At 64.2% G+C, this 13,499-nt stretch carries 15 protein-coding genes; 6 read left to right on the forward strand and 9 right to left on the reverse strand.

Annotation, left to right across the window (positions count from 1 at the left end):
* The first annotated feature begins 122 nt into the window (after nucleotides 1–122).
* The 4 genes from ACN0S5_RS17060 to ACN0S5_RS17075 all read left to right on the forward strand — a co-directional run bounded on the left by ACN0S5_RS17060 (nucleotide 123) and on the right by ACN0S5_RS17075 (nucleotide 3,482).
* On the forward strand, nucleotides 123–671 hold the full coding sequence (locus ACN0S5_RS17060; protein WP_417209946.1) for a sigma-70 family RNA polymerase sigma factor: 549 nt from the start codon (nucleotides 123–125) through the stop codon (nucleotides 669–671).
* Nucleotides 668–1,339: an anti-sigma factor domain-containing protein gene (locus ACN0S5_RS17065; protein ID WP_417209947.1), complete on the forward strand. Its 672-nt coding sequence runs from the start codon at nucleotides 668–670 to the stop codon at nucleotides 1,337–1,339. Before ACN0S5_RS17060 ends, ACN0S5_RS17065 begins: the two co-directional genes overlap by 4 nt.
* A 65-nt stretch (nucleotides 1,340–1,404) precedes the next feature.
* On the forward strand, nucleotides 1,405–2,775 hold the full coding sequence (locus ACN0S5_RS17070) for a M20/M25/M40 family metallo-hydrolase (RefSeq protein ID WP_417209948.1): 1,371 nt from the start codon (nucleotides 1,405–1,407) through the stop codon (nucleotides 2,773–2,775).
* Between the two features lie 164 nt (nucleotides 2,776–2,939).
* Nucleotides 2,940–3,482, forward strand: coding sequence for a hypothetical protein (locus ACN0S5_RS17075; protein WP_417209949.1), 543 nt, complete (start codon nucleotides 2,940–2,942; stop codon nucleotides 3,480–3,482).
* Nucleotides 3,483–3,488: 6 nt separating this feature from the next.
* Here ACN0S5_RS17075 and ACN0S5_RS17080 read toward each other — a convergent pair whose 3' ends face one another.
* Entirely contained in the window at nucleotides 3,489–4,364 is an 876-nt protein-coding gene (locus ACN0S5_RS17080; RefSeq protein ID WP_417209950.1) for a glycosyltransferase family 2 protein, read from the reverse strand.
* Nucleotides 4,365–4,480: 116 nt separating this feature from the next.
* Here ACN0S5_RS17080 and ACN0S5_RS17085 point away from each other — a divergent pair, with 116 nt between their 5' ends.
* On the forward strand, nucleotides 4,481–5,230 hold the full coding sequence (locus tag ACN0S5_RS17085) for a hypothetical protein (RefSeq protein ID WP_417209951.1): 750 nt from the start codon (nucleotides 4,481–4,483) through the stop codon (nucleotides 5,228–5,230).
* Here ACN0S5_RS17085 and ACN0S5_RS17090 read toward each other — a convergent pair.
* From ACN0S5_RS17090 to ACN0S5_RS17115, 6 genes are all read right to left on the reverse strand, one after another.
* Nucleotides 5,221–6,489, reverse strand: coding sequence for a glycerate kinase type-2 family protein (locus tag ACN0S5_RS17090; RefSeq protein WP_417209952.1), 1,269 nt, complete (start codon nucleotides 6,487–6,489; stop codon nucleotides 5,221–5,223). The genes ACN0S5_RS17085 and ACN0S5_RS17090 overlap by 10 nt on opposite strands.
* Before the next feature lie 57 nt (nucleotides 6,490–6,546).
* Nucleotides 6,547–7,956, reverse strand: a complete 1,410-nt coding sequence (locus tag ACN0S5_RS17095; protein ID WP_417209953.1) for a carnitine 3-dehydrogenase — start codon at nucleotides 7,954–7,956, stop codon at nucleotides 6,547–6,549.
* Between the two features lie 95 nt (nucleotides 7,957–8,051).
* On the reverse strand, nucleotides 8,052–8,813 hold the full coding sequence (locus ACN0S5_RS17100; protein ID WP_417209954.1) for an SDR family oxidoreductase: 762 nt from the start codon (nucleotides 8,811–8,813) through the stop codon (nucleotides 8,052–8,054).
* Nucleotides 8,810–9,250: a lipocalin family protein gene (locus ACN0S5_RS17105; RefSeq protein WP_417209955.1), complete on the reverse strand. Its 441-nt coding sequence runs from the start codon at nucleotides 9,248–9,250 to the stop codon at nucleotides 8,810–8,812. The genes ACN0S5_RS17100 and ACN0S5_RS17105 overlap by 4 nt, the downstream gene beginning before the upstream one ends.
* Complete coding sequence (locus ACN0S5_RS17110; protein WP_417209956.1) at nucleotides 9,247–9,873, reverse strand: SGNH/GDSL hydrolase family protein; 627 nt, start codon at nucleotides 9,871–9,873, stop codon at nucleotides 9,247–9,249. Before ACN0S5_RS17110 ends, ACN0S5_RS17105 begins: the two co-directional genes overlap by 4 nt.
* A 337-nt stretch (nucleotides 9,874–10,210) precedes the next feature.
* The gene (locus ACN0S5_RS17115; protein ID WP_417209957.1) at nucleotides 10,211–10,939 is read right to left on the reverse strand and encodes an RlmE family RNA methyltransferase; all 729 of its coding nucleotides are present in this window, start codon (nucleotides 10,937–10,939) and stop codon (nucleotides 10,211–10,213) included.
* Between the two features lie 141 nt (nucleotides 10,940–11,080).
* Between ACN0S5_RS17115 and ACN0S5_RS17120 the strand changes: the two genes are divergently transcribed.
* Nucleotides 11,081–11,428, forward strand: a complete 348-nt coding sequence (locus ACN0S5_RS17120; protein WP_417209958.1) for a DUF1428 domain-containing protein — start codon at nucleotides 11,081–11,083, stop codon at nucleotides 11,426–11,428.
* A 20-nt stretch (nucleotides 11,429–11,448) separates the two neighbouring features.
* Here ACN0S5_RS17120 and ACN0S5_RS17125 read toward each other — a convergent pair whose 3' ends face one another.
* Both ACN0S5_RS17125 and ACN0S5_RS17130 read right to left on the reverse strand, forming a co-directional pair.
* On the reverse strand, nucleotides 11,449–12,561 hold the full coding sequence (locus ACN0S5_RS17125; RefSeq protein WP_323768953.1) for a Ppx/GppA phosphatase family protein: 1,113 nt from the start codon (nucleotides 12,559–12,561) through the stop codon (nucleotides 11,449–11,451).
* 31 nt (nucleotides 12,562–12,592) lie between these two features.
* Nucleotides 12,593–13,285, reverse strand: a complete 693-nt coding sequence (locus tag ACN0S5_RS17130) for a sulfotransferase family 2 domain-containing protein (RefSeq protein ID WP_417209959.1) — start codon at nucleotides 13,283–13,285, stop codon at nucleotides 12,593–12,595.
* Between the last annotated feature and the right edge of the window lie 214 nt (nucleotides 13,286–13,499).

Below are 13,499 nucleotides of genomic sequence, written 5' to 3' on the forward strand. Positions count from 1 at the left end.
AATCAAAGGATATCCGGGAACGGGCCACTTGGCGAAACGAAATGACGTATATCGGAAACATGATTGCATTGCCTCGGCGGGAGGTGGCACTAGTATCTCTGTCCTTGCAGACCGGAGTGCGCATGACAACCCGTGGCGACATAGAGACACTGATAGCGCGTACCGCGTTGCGCGACCGGGCCGCGTTTGGCGCGCTCTACGATGCAACCAGCGGCAAGCTGCTGGCCGTGTGTCATTCGGTGCTGAAGGACCGCCACGAGGCAGAGGACACCCTGCAAGAGGTGTTCCTGCGGGTGTGGAACAAGGCCGATCGCTATGCGGTGACCGGCCACAGCCCGATGACCTGGCTGATCACCGTCGCGCGCAACATCGCCATCGACCGCCTGCGGGCGCGGCAAAAGGCGCAGACCGGCAAGGACGGATCCGAAACCGATGTGCTGCCCGACACCCGGCCCGGACCGGAGGCCTCGACCATCGCCGCCTCGGAAAGCCGTCGGATCGTCGCCTGCCTTGGCGAGCTGCCCGGTGAGCGCGCCAATGCGGTGCGCGGCGCCTATCTGGAAGGGGCGAGCTACACCGATCTCGCCACGCGGTTTGACGTGCCGCTGAACACCATGCGAACATGGCTGCGCCGCAGTTTGCAAAGCCTCAGGGAGTGCATGTCCCGATGAGCGCCGATCTGCCAGAAATGCCCGAAGACGACGACCTGATGGCCGCCGAATACGTGCTGCGCCTGCTGTCCCCGGATATCGAACGCGCCATGGACCGCCGCGTCATCGACGACCCCGGCTTTGCCGTCCGGGTGCGGGACTGGGAGGCGCGGTTTGCGTCCATGACCGATGAACTGGGCGACATGACGCCGTCGCGGCGGACCAGACGCGCCTTGATGGATTCGATCGGCGGCGCGCCCGCGTCACCGGCGCGGCGCTGGTGGCTGGGCACCGGGCTTGGGCTGGCCACGGTTGCGGCCCTGCTGGTCATCTCGCCGCTGCCAACGCTGTTGCGGGGCCCGGAGTTCGAGGCGCAAATCGCCTCTGCCGATGGCACATTGCGGATGAATGCGACGATCACAGGGGCCGAACTGGTGCTTGCACGCCTCGAAGGCGGGCCGCGTCCCGGTCGCGCGCTGGAGCTTTGGCTGATCGCCGATGGCGCGCCCGCGCCGGTGTCGCTGGGGGTTCTGCCAGAGGCGGACAGCACCCGTATCGCGCTGACGCCCGCCCTTGCCGCGCAACTGACCGGCGCGGCACTGGCGGTCTCGGACGAGCCGCCGGGCGGCTCGCCCACCGGCGCGCCCACGGGCGAGGTTCTGGCGGCGGCCCCACTGGTCGCGCTCTGAGCCGACCGGCTGGACAGCGCCCTGCCCTCTGCTAGGGTCCGCGTGAAATCCAGCAGGAGAGTCTCATGTCCCTCGACGCCACCCTTTCCCAGATCGATTCCGACCTGCCCGCAGCGCTCGACCGGTTGATGGCGCTGCTGCGCATCCCGTCGATCTCGACCGATCCGGCCTATGCCGACAAATGCCAGCAGGCCGCCGACTGGCTGGTCTCCGATCTGCAAAGCCTTGGCATCAAGGCCGAGGCACGTCCGACCCCCGGCCATCCGATGGTTGTCGGTCATGTCGATGGCGACGGCCCGCATGTGCTGTTTTACGGGCACTATGATGTGCAGCCGGTCGATCCGCTGACCCTGTGGGACCGTGACCCGTTTGACCCGCAAATCGAGGAGACGCCCAAGGGCAAGGTGATCCGCGGTCGCGGTGCATCGGACGACAAGGGCCAGTTGATGAGCTTTGTCGAGGCCTGCCGGGCGTGGAAAACCGTTCACGGCACCATGCCCTGCCGCATCACCTTTTTCTTCGAAGGCGAAGAGGAATCAGGCTCGCCGTCGTTGATCCCTTTCCTTGAGGCCAACAAGGACGAACTGAAGGCCGATCTTGCGCTGATCTGCGACACCGGCCTGTTTGAGAGCCGGGTGCCGTCGATCATCACCCAGTTGCGCGGGCTTCTGGGTGAGGAAATCACCCTGACCGGCCCGGACAAGGATCTGCACTCGGGCATGTACGGCGGCGCGGCGCGGAACCCGATCACCGTCCTTTGCAGGATTCTTGGCAACCTGCATGACGTCACCGGGCGCATTCAGGTGCCGCAGTTTTACGATGGCGTCCCTGACCTGTCGGACGACATCAAGGCGCAGTGGGACGCACTGAATTTCGATCACGGCACCTTTCTGGGTGACGTGGGCCTGTCAAAACCCGCCGGTGAGCAGGACCGTTCGGCGCTGGAAATGATCTGGTCGCGCCCCACCGCCGAGGTCAACGGCATCATCGGCGGCTATACCGGCGACGGGTTCAAGACCGTGCTGCCCTCCAAGGCCTCGGCCAAGGTCAGCTTTCGCCTTGTCGGCCAGCAGGACCCGCACGCGATTCGCGAACATTTCCGCGCTTGGGTGCGCGCGCAACTGCCCGAGGATGTCACCGTCGATTTCCACGGCCACGGTGCCTCTCCCGCCAGCCAGATGCAGACAACCCATCCGGCCTTCGAATCCGCCCGCAGCGTGCTGGGGGCGGAATGGGGCCATGACGCCGCTTTTACCGGCTGCGGCGGGTCGATCCCGGTTGCGGGGTATTTTAAATCCATACTGGGCATGGATTCGATGCTGGTCGGCTGGGGCAAGGACGACGACCAGATCCACTCTCCGAACGAGAAATACGACGTCGAGAGCTTTCACAAAGGTATCCGCAGCTGGGCGCGTATCCTGCAAGCGATCCGATAAACCCGGCGGGCGGGGCCGTCGGCGTGTCGCTGGCAGTCACGTGGCGGGCCTTGGCGGAAGGCGCGCCACCATGCGTCGCATGCGAATTGTATTGTGGATAAAAACCCGGTTCTGGCCACAATTCGCCGCGAATCCCGCCCCATTCCCGCGTTAACGATTTGGGCATGACAATGCCCTATCGCCCCTCCGCCTTTCGCAAGCAAGACCACGGTGACTTCTGCCGACGGGTTCAGCTTATCGACCCCACCGCACAATTCGGCGGGCTGCCCAACCGATACCGCGCCCAGCCGAAAGTGGTGACAGCGGCGCTGCTGGGGTTCGGGGCCGCCTATACCGCCGCCGCGATCGGCACCAACCGCGACCGGATCGAAGCTGTACTGCGCCAGCAAGGGCTGACCCCGGACATCCACCACCTGATCCTTTCGGTGCTGACCGCCGCCTTGGCCGCGACGCTGGTCATGCTGACGGTTCAGGTTGTCCGGACCGCCCTGACCGCTGGTGTGGGACGCAAGAACGGGCGGGCCTATGTCCTTGGCGCGGCGCTGGCTTTTGCCATGTTCTACACGCCGGAAACCATCTGGTTGCTGGGATATGACCTGCTTGACGGCCATTCACAGGGCTTTCTGTCCAAGGCCGGTGAGATTGTCGGCGAGGTGATCCCCGGTCTCAACATCGACCAGATCCGCTTTACCTCCTCGCGCGGTTAACCCCGGTCAGATCAGACCCGTAAACCGGTCCGGCAGCACGTATTGCCCGTCGTAGTCCGGTCGCTTGAAGGCGTAAAACCCCGTCTCGCCGCGCGGGGCCCAACTGCGTTTCATGCGCCGTCGGACCCATGACAGGTCAAACCCGTCTTGCATCGGTAGCCGTGCAAACCCATCGAACACCTCGCGGTCCTCACCGCGTGCCTCGGCAAACCAGTGCCGTCCGATGGCGGTGTCCTGAATGCCGGTCCCCACCTCTGCCGTAACCTGATTGCGCGCATTCATGGTGGCCACGTAGGTGTAGAAATCGCAGAACTTTAAGTGAAACAAATACAGCTCGTCGGGCGCAATCAGATGCTCGAACTGGGTGAAATGGCCGCCGCGCGCGATCTTAACCCCGTGACTGATCACGCAGGGTTTGGAATAATGCGGGGCCAACCGGACGTGCCGCCGGGGACCAAGGATCGGGCCGCTGATCTCTGACGTCTCGATGTCGGTCCTGTGGATCACCTCCAGACCCAGCGGCGTCAGAACCCGCTTGGGCCGCACCTCTCGCAGGTAGTCCAGCAATGACCCGCCATGCGCCGGGTCAACCACCACCAGTTCGTCCACGTCGCCAACCACCACATGGGTGTAATAACAGCGCAGCCCCTGCACGAGATTGTTCAGCATACGCCAGCGTTTCATGTCGAAATTTGGGTGAGGATCACCGGGTATCCCGATGATATTGCACCCTTCTGCCAGTTCATCGACATCCTCGCCACGGCCATGGTTGACGATATAGCAGTTCTCTCGTCCCAGAGTTTCGCCATAGTGGCGCAGCCATGCCTTCAAAAAGAAGGCGTCCCCGCGCACCATGGTCAGCGCCGCCGCAACCGATTGCATCTGCTCTGGCCTCTTCGCCTGTTGTTTTGCCGCCAGACTACCCCAGACGGTTCATTCGGGGAATCGCATTTTGACAGCCTTGCCGCTAACCTGCTGAAAAACAGGCGGGCACCCCCATGATCGACCCAGAGTTTCGCGACATCGGCTGGCAGATAACCCGGCCCCATGGCCCGCCGCGCCGCTTTCAGGTCTTTGGGGAACGGTCTTCGGGGACCAATTTCATCAAACGCCTGCTGGGGCGCAATTCACCGCTCCAGCCGGTTGAGGATTTCGGCTGGAAACACGGGTTTCCGTCGATGACTGCCATCCCCGAGGATCTGGCGGTGATCTGCACCCTGCGCGATGCCCGCAGTTGGGCGCTGTCGATGCATGCCAAACCCTGGCACTGTCCGCCCGACATGCAGAGCCTGCCCTTTGCCGAGTTCATCCGCGCGCCATGGCGCACGGTGGCCGACCGCAAACGCTATTTTCCGCAGGTCGCCGCGTTGGGAGGACAGGGGCAGCCCCTGCAACACGACCGCCACCCGATCACCGGGCAGGCCTTTCCCAATCTCTTCGCCCTTCGGCGCGCCAAACTGCAAGGCCTGCTGTCCTATCACCGACGCGGCTGCACCGTCGTCCTGTGCCGGATGGAGGCGGTGCAGGCCGCGCCTGAGGCTTTTCTTGACGCGTTGCACGCGGGACTGGACCTGCCCGCCCGAACGGGCGGGTTGCGACCGGTACACAAACGCCTTGGGTCGAAATTTCTATCTGCGGTGGAGGCTCGTCCGACCACGCCAGAGACGCTTTCAGAGTTTGATCTTGCCCTGCTTTGGGAAAATCTGGACCTGCCGACAGAGGCCCTACTGGGCTATGACTACACCTGAGGTTTGATAAGTATAGCTCTGAAATCATTCACGTTTGTTCCGGTTGGTCCGGGCGCATAGATATCCCCAAGCACCTCAAACGCGCTGTAAGGGTCTTGCCTTTGGACAAACCCCATCGGGTCGTGCCCCAACCCGCGTATCCGGTCGAAACTGCTGCCGTCGACAAAGGCCCCGGCGTTGTCTTCGGTGCCGTCGATGCCATCGGTATCGGCAGCCAGAGCGGTCACCCCCGAAAGGCCCTCCACCCCCTCAGCCAGCCCCATCAGAAAGGCGGTGTTGCGGCCTCCGCGCCCCGGTTTCGCGCCAAGGGTCACGGTTGTCTCACCGCCGGACAGGATCACCACGGGTGCCGTGAATGGCCGCGCGCGCAAAGCCACCTCGCGCGCCAAGGCGGCATGGACCCGGCCCACGTCATGCGCCTCACCCTCGATGGCGTCCGACAGGATCGCGGCGGCGATCCCCTGCGACTCTGCCCGCGCCGCCGCCGCTTCCAGCGACAGACGGGCCGAGGCCACAACCCGCACCTCATTGTGGGCAAACACCGGGTCAGAGGGCAAAGGCGCGGCGCAGTCTTCACTTGAGATATACGCCATAATCCGTTCTGGTAATTTGATATTTCGCGCTTCTATCATCGCCAGCGCATCAAGGCGCGTGACCTTGTCCGGCACCGTCGGCCCCGAGGCCACCTGCGCCGGATCGTCTCCGGGCACGTCCGACACCACCAGCGACACAACGCGCGCCGGATGGGCCGCCGCCGCCAGCCGCCCGCCCTTGATCGTGCTCACATGTTTGCGGATCGCATTCATCACGCCGATCGGCGCGCCAGAGGCCAAAAGCGCCCGGTTCAGCGCCTGCTCATCCTCCAACGTCAAACCCTTTGGCGGGGCGGGCAACAGCGCAGAGCCGCCGCCACAGACCAGCGCGACCACCAGATCATCCGCCGTCAGACCGGACACCGCCTGCATCACCGCCGCACTTGCACGCATCCCGGCGGCGTCAGGCACCGGATGCGACGCCTCGATCACCGGCAGATGCCGACAGGGCGCGGCATAGCCATAACGCGTGACCACCACGCCCTCGACCGGCGCATCCCACAGGGTCTCAAACGCCGCTGCCAGTTGCGCGGCCCCTTTGCCAAGAGCCACAACCACGGTCCGCCCTTTGGGCCGGTCCGGCAGCACATCCTTCAGCGCCTTTTGCGGATCGGCCGCCGCGACGGCCTCTTCGAACAATTCGGTCAGAAAGCGCCGCGGTTCCATGGAATCCCCTGTCTTCTACTTGGTCAAACTATTCGGGGGCCTGTGAGGGACAGTCCCTCATGCCTCCGCGTGCATCCGGGCAAGCCGTTCGACCTGTGCGCGGACGTGATCCAAAGGCGGGCAACTCCGCCGCGTGTCCAGAGACACGTGTAGCAGGAACTGATCGCAGGTGGCCAGCACCTCGCCATCCTCCGCCCGCTTCATCTCATGCCAGAGGCGCAGTTTCTTGCCCTCCCCCAACAGTACCTTTGTTTCGACAAAAAACGCCTCTCCGGCAAGAGTTTCCGCCAGATACTTCACGTTGGTCTCAGCGGTGAAATAGCTGTTTCCCGCGTCGATATAGGCCCGGTCGGCACCGACATGGGTCATCAGTTCCTCAGAGGCATCGGAAAAGACCTGCCCGTACCGCCCCTCATTCATGTGGCCGTTCACATCGGTCCAATCCACCGGCACGATGCGGCGCACCGTGACCAGCGGCACGGCCTCCTGCAATGGGACGCGCATCATGGCATCATGGTCGCGGATCAGCTTGCCCGCGCCTGCCTCTTGCCCCTTGAGCGCGCGCAGGATCGCCACGAGATTGTCGTCGCGCAGGCGTTCCAGCTGGCGGATCGACAGATGCCCGGATTGCGCATCCGATTGCCCGGCGATCAGGTCCACCAGATCGTCAGTGAACTCTGGCACATCCATCAGCTTGGTCCATGGCCATTGCAGCGCCGGACCAAACTGGGCCATGAAATGCCGCATTCCGGCCTCTCCGCCAGCGACGCGATAGGTCTCGAACAAGCCCATCTGCGCCCAGCGAAGGCCAAAGCCATAGCGGATCGCGTTGTCGATTTCCTCAGTTGTGGCGATGCCGTCCTTGACCAGCCACAGCGCCTCGCGCCAGACCGCCTCAAGGAACCGATCGGCGATATGCGCGTCGATTTCGGCGCGCACATGCAGCGGGAACATCCCGATTTCGGTCAGGATCTTGCGCGCCGCATCGACAGTTTCCGGCGCGCCCCCCGGCCCCGGCACCAGTTCGACCAGCGGCAGCAGATAGACCGGGTTGAACGGATGCGCGACCATGATCTGGCCGGGCCTTGCCGCGCCCTCCTGCAACTCTGACGGTTTGAAACCGCTGGTGGACGAGGCCAGAACCGCGCTTTCGGAGGCCGATGACTGGATCTCGGCGTAGACCTTCTGTTTCAGGTCCAGCCGCTCCGGCACGCTTTCCTGAATGTACGCGGCCCCCTCGACGGCCTCTGCCACCGTGGCGTGAAAGCTGATCGCGCCTTGCGCTGGCATCGGCACCTCGTAGAGCATCGGCAGCGCGCGGGCCGCCCCGGCCATGACCTCACCGATCTTGCGCGCGGCCTCGGGATCCGGGTCAAAGACCCGCACGTCCCACCCCATCAGCGCGAAACGCGCGGCCCATCCGCCGCCGATGACACCACCCCCGATGATCGCTGCCCGTCTTGCCATCTGCCCGTCTCCTTTGTCGCGTCAGTTTCGCGCCCAGATTGCAGTCAACACCCCTGCGCACCCGGCAGAAAGCGCATTTGACCATGCAGAACCCGTCACGTCACCAGCGTTTCGGTATGTCCGTCGATTGCGATGATCTGCCCGGAGATCTTGCGCGCGCCGGGCGAGGCGAGCCAGAGGACGGTGTCGGCCACCTCTTCCGCCGTGACCCAACTGCGCAGCGAGACGCCCTTGACGTATTGCGCACGTACCGCGTCTTCGGACAGGCCCGAGGCCGCGCTTTCCATTGCCACAACCCGGTCCATCCGGTCCCCTTCGACAGCGCCCGGACAGATCGCATTGACGCGCACGCCCTCGGGACCCAGTTCCATGGCCAGCGTCTTGGTCAGTCCCACGATGGCCCATTTCGCGGCCGCATAAGGCGCACGCAAAGGATATCCGAACAGCCCGGCGGTCGAACTGGTCAGCACGATCACCCCGCTCTTTTGCGCCCGCATAACGCGCGCCGCCCAGCGACAGGTCAGAAAGGCCCCGGTCAGGTTCACGTCGATGCAGGCCCGCCACGCGTCGACCTCCAGCGTTTCAATCCGGCCTGCGGGGCCACCCGTACCCGCATTGGCGCAAACCACGTCGATGCCATCAAACGCCGCTTCGACGCGGCTCAGAAAGCGCGCCATGCCGGCCTCATCGGTAACATCCACGGTCTCGGCAATAGCCTGCGGATGCGCTGTGCGGAACTCTGCCACGGCCTTTGCGTCGATGTCGCAGACCGCCACACGGTCGCCGCGCGCAACAAACCCCTCGGCCATGGCGCGCCCCAGACCGGCAGCGCCTGCGGTGATCAGAACACGCCTCATGCCGGTGTCAGCCGGGACAGGTCATAGCCATACCATTCAAGGATCTCACGGGCGATGCGCAGCCGCTCTCCGGGGCGGCCGGTGCGGTCCATGATCCACACGCGCCGCCCGTCCGGGTCGCCAAGGGCGGCGGTCCGGTTGTCGGCGTCGATCCAGTAGACCCAGACGGGGGTGCCCCCCAACAACATCCGCCCGCGCCCCTGATCCGACAATGGCACCGCCTGCCCTGCCAACACCGCCTGATCCGCGCCAAAGCGCACCCGCCCCCCCGGCGCGATCCCTGCCGCCTGCACGACCTGCCAGTCACCGGCAAGCCGTCCCAGCGTGGCATCCGTCTGCGAGGCGACGGGCGCAGTGGGATTGCGCAAGGGCAGTTTGTTCATCGCGGGGGCCGCCGCGCAGCCCGCCAGCAGCAGCGCGGCCATCAGGTGCCTCACGCCAGCCGCTCCGCCACGTCTTGTGCCAGTGCCGCCCCAAATCGGTGGTGGTCTTCTGGGTCCCAATGCACGCCGTCCTGTGAGGAGACCGCAACATGCGCCCCCGCGCGGACAAAGCCAAAGCCCTGTCTTTCAGCGGCGGCGGCGATAAAGCCGTCAAGCCCGCGCTGCCGCGCCTCGGCCCCGGCAAAGACCTCTGCCAGACTGCCGATCTCACGCACCGGCGCAGGAGCGACCAGCAGAATGTCACGCACCACGCCCTCGGCGCGGGCCATCAGCGCCAGCCGTTCGACCGACCGGGCGATCTCCCATGCGCTGACGGAAAACCGGGTCTTGAGGTCATTGGTGCCCAGCATCAGGATCATCAGGTCGATGGGTTTGTGGCTGTGCAGCACCGCAGGCAGAACCGTCGCACCGTTGCGCATTCCCCCCTCGACCATGTCGTCATGCACGGTTGTGCGCCCCGGCAGACCTTCGTCGATGACCCGATACCCGGACCCAAGGGCCGCCGCCATCACGTCGGGCCAGCGGTCGCCCGGCGGGTGCCGCAGGTCGACTCCGGGCGCGGGCAAGGGACAGGTCCCATGGGTATTACTGTCGCCGTAACACAGGATCACCGTCATGTCGCACCCTCCGATTTGCCCCCATCCAGACGGGAACGGCAGCGCGGGTCAATCCCTCAAATGCGCCTCTTCCCCTTGTTTTGGCGTGCCAAACACGGCAAGACAGGAACCACTGATCGGACTCTCTGCCCGGTCACGGCCGCTGCCAGACGAAAGGCCACCATGAGAGACCCCAACCCGGACCCTGCGCCGCTGCGCAAGTCGCGGCATGCGCGGCTGTTCGATCTTTATCGGCAAGAGGCCCTGCCCTCTGAGGACCCGCGCCCGACGGGCCAGACCGATGCGCCGCTCAGCGCGAGCGATATCACCCGCCTGCAAAATACCGCCATCGCCTCTCTCAGCCGCGAAACCCCGTGGCGACAACGAATTTTTCGCTTGAATCGGCGCGGCTCGCACCTGGCTTGAAGTTTGAGACCTTTTCAAAGCGGCGTTTCAGTTCGGCCTGAAGCGTGCCTTCGGCCCCCCCCTGCAACACCTTGGCAACAAAGGTCCCGCCCTCTTCGAGCACGTCAAACGCCAGATGGGCCGCCGCCTCGCACAGCGCGATGATGCGCAGGTGATCCGTCTGTTTGTGTCCCGATGAGGCCGCCGCCATGTCCGACATGACCACATCGGCCTTGCCGCCCAGCCACGCCTTGACCTTGTCGTCGGCGCCGTCCTCCATGAAATCCAGCACATGCAGTTCGGCACCGGGGATCTGATCCACCACCTGTAAATCGACGCCCAGCACAAAACCCTTTGCCTTGCCGGGCTTTTCGCCAAGCGCGTTCACGCGCGGCACCGCCACCTGACACCAGCCCCCCGGCGCGCAGCCCAGATCGACAACCCGCGCGCCGGGCACGAGAAAGCGGTACTTGTCATCGGTCTCAAGGATCTTGAAGGCCGCGCGCCCGCGATAGCCCTCTTCTTTCGCCCGCTTGACGTAGGGATCGTTCAACTGCCGCTGCAACCAGAGCGTCGAGGACAGCTTGCGCCCGCGCGCTGTCTTGACCTTGACCTTGAGATCGCGCTGCCCGCGCCCGGACGTGTTTTTGCCAGAGGGTGTCTTTGTGGGTTTCTTCGCCATGCCACAGGTGCCTTTTCTTGATCTCACCGCCATACGCCAAAGTCGCTCCGACCGTAACCCGGATTAGGGCACGCGACATTCCCGTTGCAAATTGCAGCCGCGCCCCGCACCCTTTGACACAGGATTATCCGGGAGGAACCAATGCCATATTATGACCTGTTTCTTGCACCCGTCGCCGACGCCAAACGCGCCGACTATGAGGCCTTTCTTGACCCGATGCACAAGATGTTCATCGGCCTCGGCGCAAGCGAGGTTGTCGATCTGTGGGGGAGTGATGTCCCGGATGGCAAGCTGACCTCGCTTCCGCTGGCGGTCAAACTGCAAGAGGGAGAGAGCGTCGCGTCCGGTTACATCGTCTGGCCCTCGAAAGAGGCGCGCGATGCGGGCTGGGCCAAGATGATGTCGGACGACAGCCCGATGGAGATGCCATTTGATGGCAAACGGATGGTGTTCGGCGGCTTTGCAGAATTGAAACGCACAACCGCCTGAAAACCGGTCGGGACGGGTCGTCAGAGCGGCCCGTCCTCCAGAACGCCATCCGCCGACATCTGCGCATAAAGCAACCCTTCGCGCAGGCCCCGGTCCGCGACCGACAGCCGATCCGTCGGCCAAAGCCGCAAGAGCGCTTGCAGGATCGCCGATCCCGACATGATCAGCGCGTGCCGGTCCGGTCCGATACGCGGATCGCGGCGTCGCCCCGCCGGGCCCAGTTCCAGATAGCGGTTGATCACTGTATTGATCTGGTCGGACGACATGCGCAGCCCGTCTACCTTGGTCCGGTCATAGCGGCGCAGGCCAAGGTGCGAGGCGGCAACGGTTGTGACCGTGCCCGACGTGCCGACAATCTGGAACCCTTCGCGCGCCTGCTCGTCCTGATAAGGCGCGAATTCGGCAAGGTTTTCTTCAAAATACCAGCTCATTAGGGCGTAGCGCGCGGCATCGTCGTGGACGTCCGAGAACTGATCGCGCAGGGTGGCGACCCCCAGTGGAACGCTGATCCAGTCCACCACCTTGGCCGAGGGAAACGGGCTGTCGGGAGGGTGAAACCCGGCGTGCAACCGCATGATGGCGCGCGGCCTTTCGCGCGGAGCGACCTTGGACAGATCAATCCAGACCAGTTCTGTCGAGCCGCCGCCAATGTCCACCACCAGCAACTGCTCGGTCTTGGTCGAGACCAGCGGCGCACAGGAGATCACCGCCAGACGCGCCTCTTCCTCTGGCTGGATGATCTCAAGCTTCAGGCCGGTTTCGCGGCTGACATGGTGGATGAAGTCGCGGGCGTTGCGCGCGCGGCGGCACGCCTCTGTCGCCACCAGACGCATGCGCGTCACCTTGTGGCGTTCGATCTTTTGTCGGCAGACATGCAGGGCCGATACGGTCCGCCCCATGGACGACCGGCTGAGACGGCCAGATTTCTCAAGGCCATGCCCAAGCTGGACTGACTTCGAGAAGCTGTCGACCACATGAAACTGGCTGCCCTTCGGCTGGGCAATCAGCATGCGGCAACTGTTTGTCCCCAAATCCAGCGCAGCATACAGCGCGTTGGGATCGGGTCGTGACGGCGCGGGGCTCTCGACCGGTTTCGGGAAAGCGCCCGCAGCCTTGGGACGCTTAGGCGCCATGGTATCGCGCCTTTCCGAGATGAAGTTGGGTTCACGATACGCGCCGTTCCGGCAACGCGCAAGCATCATGTATTCGGGGTCCCAGCGGGTTGACAAAGTGGCCGTCCAGATACCGATACTCCGCCTCCAGGATCGGACGCAATCTGTCGATGGTGCGCCCGCTGAGATCCCAAAGCGACAGTGCCCCGCCCGATGGGTTGGCATTGGTCATCGTGACCCGCTCTCCCGTGTGGCGGGACAGGTCGTCGGCCAATTCGCCCAACTGGCAGGTGCGATAGACCCGGTCGTAATCCCCGGACAAGTTTTGCCCCAGAAAGACCGACGCCCCCAGAACGTGATGCTTGACGATCGAGGATTTGCGACGGTAACGCGCCAGCCGCATGAAAAACGTATCCGGGTCAGGCATCAGCGGCAGCCCCTTGGCCGCCCGCACCCGAGGGCTGTGTCCCAGAGCCCGGCGTTTGACGACGATATCCGTATAGCAGGACATCAGCCGGCTGGCCGGATCGCGCACGACGCAGAACCGGAAGCAGTCCTGATACCGCGACCACAGCTCAGGATTGAACCGACGGGTCGGATAGGCGCGGTGCCAAACCCCGACATCTGGCTGTTTCGGGACGTGAACCCAGGGATCAAGGCCTGCCAACGCCTGCTTGACCGAAGAGCATGCCGCCTTGGGCAAGGCGACATACGCCAGTTTCCATGCGTCCACCGCAATGACCAAGGTACCCTCCCGCGCAAGTGACGCCCGACCGCAATATCGGCGCGCTGTCGCAGGTTTGGGCCGGAAATGTTAATATTCCTCATCTCTATGGTGAGAACTTCTGGTCCCGGCAGCGGTTGGAACCCGCGCGCCGAACGCATAAGCTGTCGCGCATGACGCGGGACAAGTCGAAAACCGACCCGTCGTTGCGTCACACCGCGCGTAAAGAGTCTCG

The sequence above is a fragment of the Antarctobacter sp. genome, from assembly GCF_048262615.1.
Taxonomy (GTDB): Bacteria; Pseudomonadota; Alphaproteobacteria; order Rhodobacterales; family Rhodobacteraceae; genus Antarctobacter.

Coding starts and splice junctions, on each gene's coding strand:
- ACN0S5_RS17060 (WP_417209946.1), top strand. CDS start 123: ATGACAACCCGTGGCGACATAGAGACACTGATAGCGCGTACCGCGTTG.
- ACN0S5_RS17065 (WP_417209947.1), top strand. CDS start 668: ATGAGCGCCGATCTGCCAGAAATGCCCGAAGACGACGACCTGATGGCC.
- ACN0S5_RS17070 (WP_417209948.1), top strand. CDS start 1,405: ATGTCCCTCGACGCCACCCTTTCCCAGATCGATTCCGACCTGCCCGCA.
- ACN0S5_RS17075 (WP_417209949.1), top strand. CDS start 2,940: ATGACAATGCCCTATCGCCCCTCCGCCTTTCGCAAGCAAGACCACGGT.
- ACN0S5_RS17080 (WP_417209950.1), bottom strand. CDS start 4,364: ATGCAATCGGTTGCGGCGGCGCTGACCATGGTGCGCGGGGACGCCTTC.
- ACN0S5_RS17085 (WP_417209951.1), top strand. CDS start 4,481: ATGATCGACCCAGAGTTTCGCGACATCGGCTGGCAGATAACCCGGCCC.
- ACN0S5_RS17090 (WP_417209952.1), bottom strand. CDS start 6,489: ATGGAACCGCGGCGCTTTCTGACCGAATTGTTCGAAGAGGCCGTCGCG.
- ACN0S5_RS17095 (WP_417209953.1), bottom strand. CDS start 7,956: ATGGCAAGACGGGCAGCGATCATCGGGGGTGGTGTCATCGGCGGCGGA.
- ACN0S5_RS17100 (WP_417209954.1), bottom strand. CDS start 8,813: ATGAGGCGTGTTCTGATCACCGCAGGCGCTGCCGGTCTGGGGCGCGCC.
- ACN0S5_RS17110 (WP_417209956.1), bottom strand. CDS start 9,873: ATGACGGTGATCCTGTGTTACGGCGACAGTAATACCCATGGGACCTGT.
- ACN0S5_RS17115 (WP_417209957.1), bottom strand. CDS start 10,939: ATGGCGAAGAAACCCACAAAGACACCCTCTGGCAAAAACACGTCCGGG.
- ACN0S5_RS17120 (WP_417209958.1), top strand. CDS start 11,081: ATGCCATATTATGACCTGTTTCTTGCACCCGTCGCCGACGCCAAACGC.
- ACN0S5_RS17125 (WP_323768953.1), bottom strand. CDS start 12,561: ATGGCGCCTAAGCGTCCCAAGGCTGCGGGCGCTTTCCCGAAACCGGTC.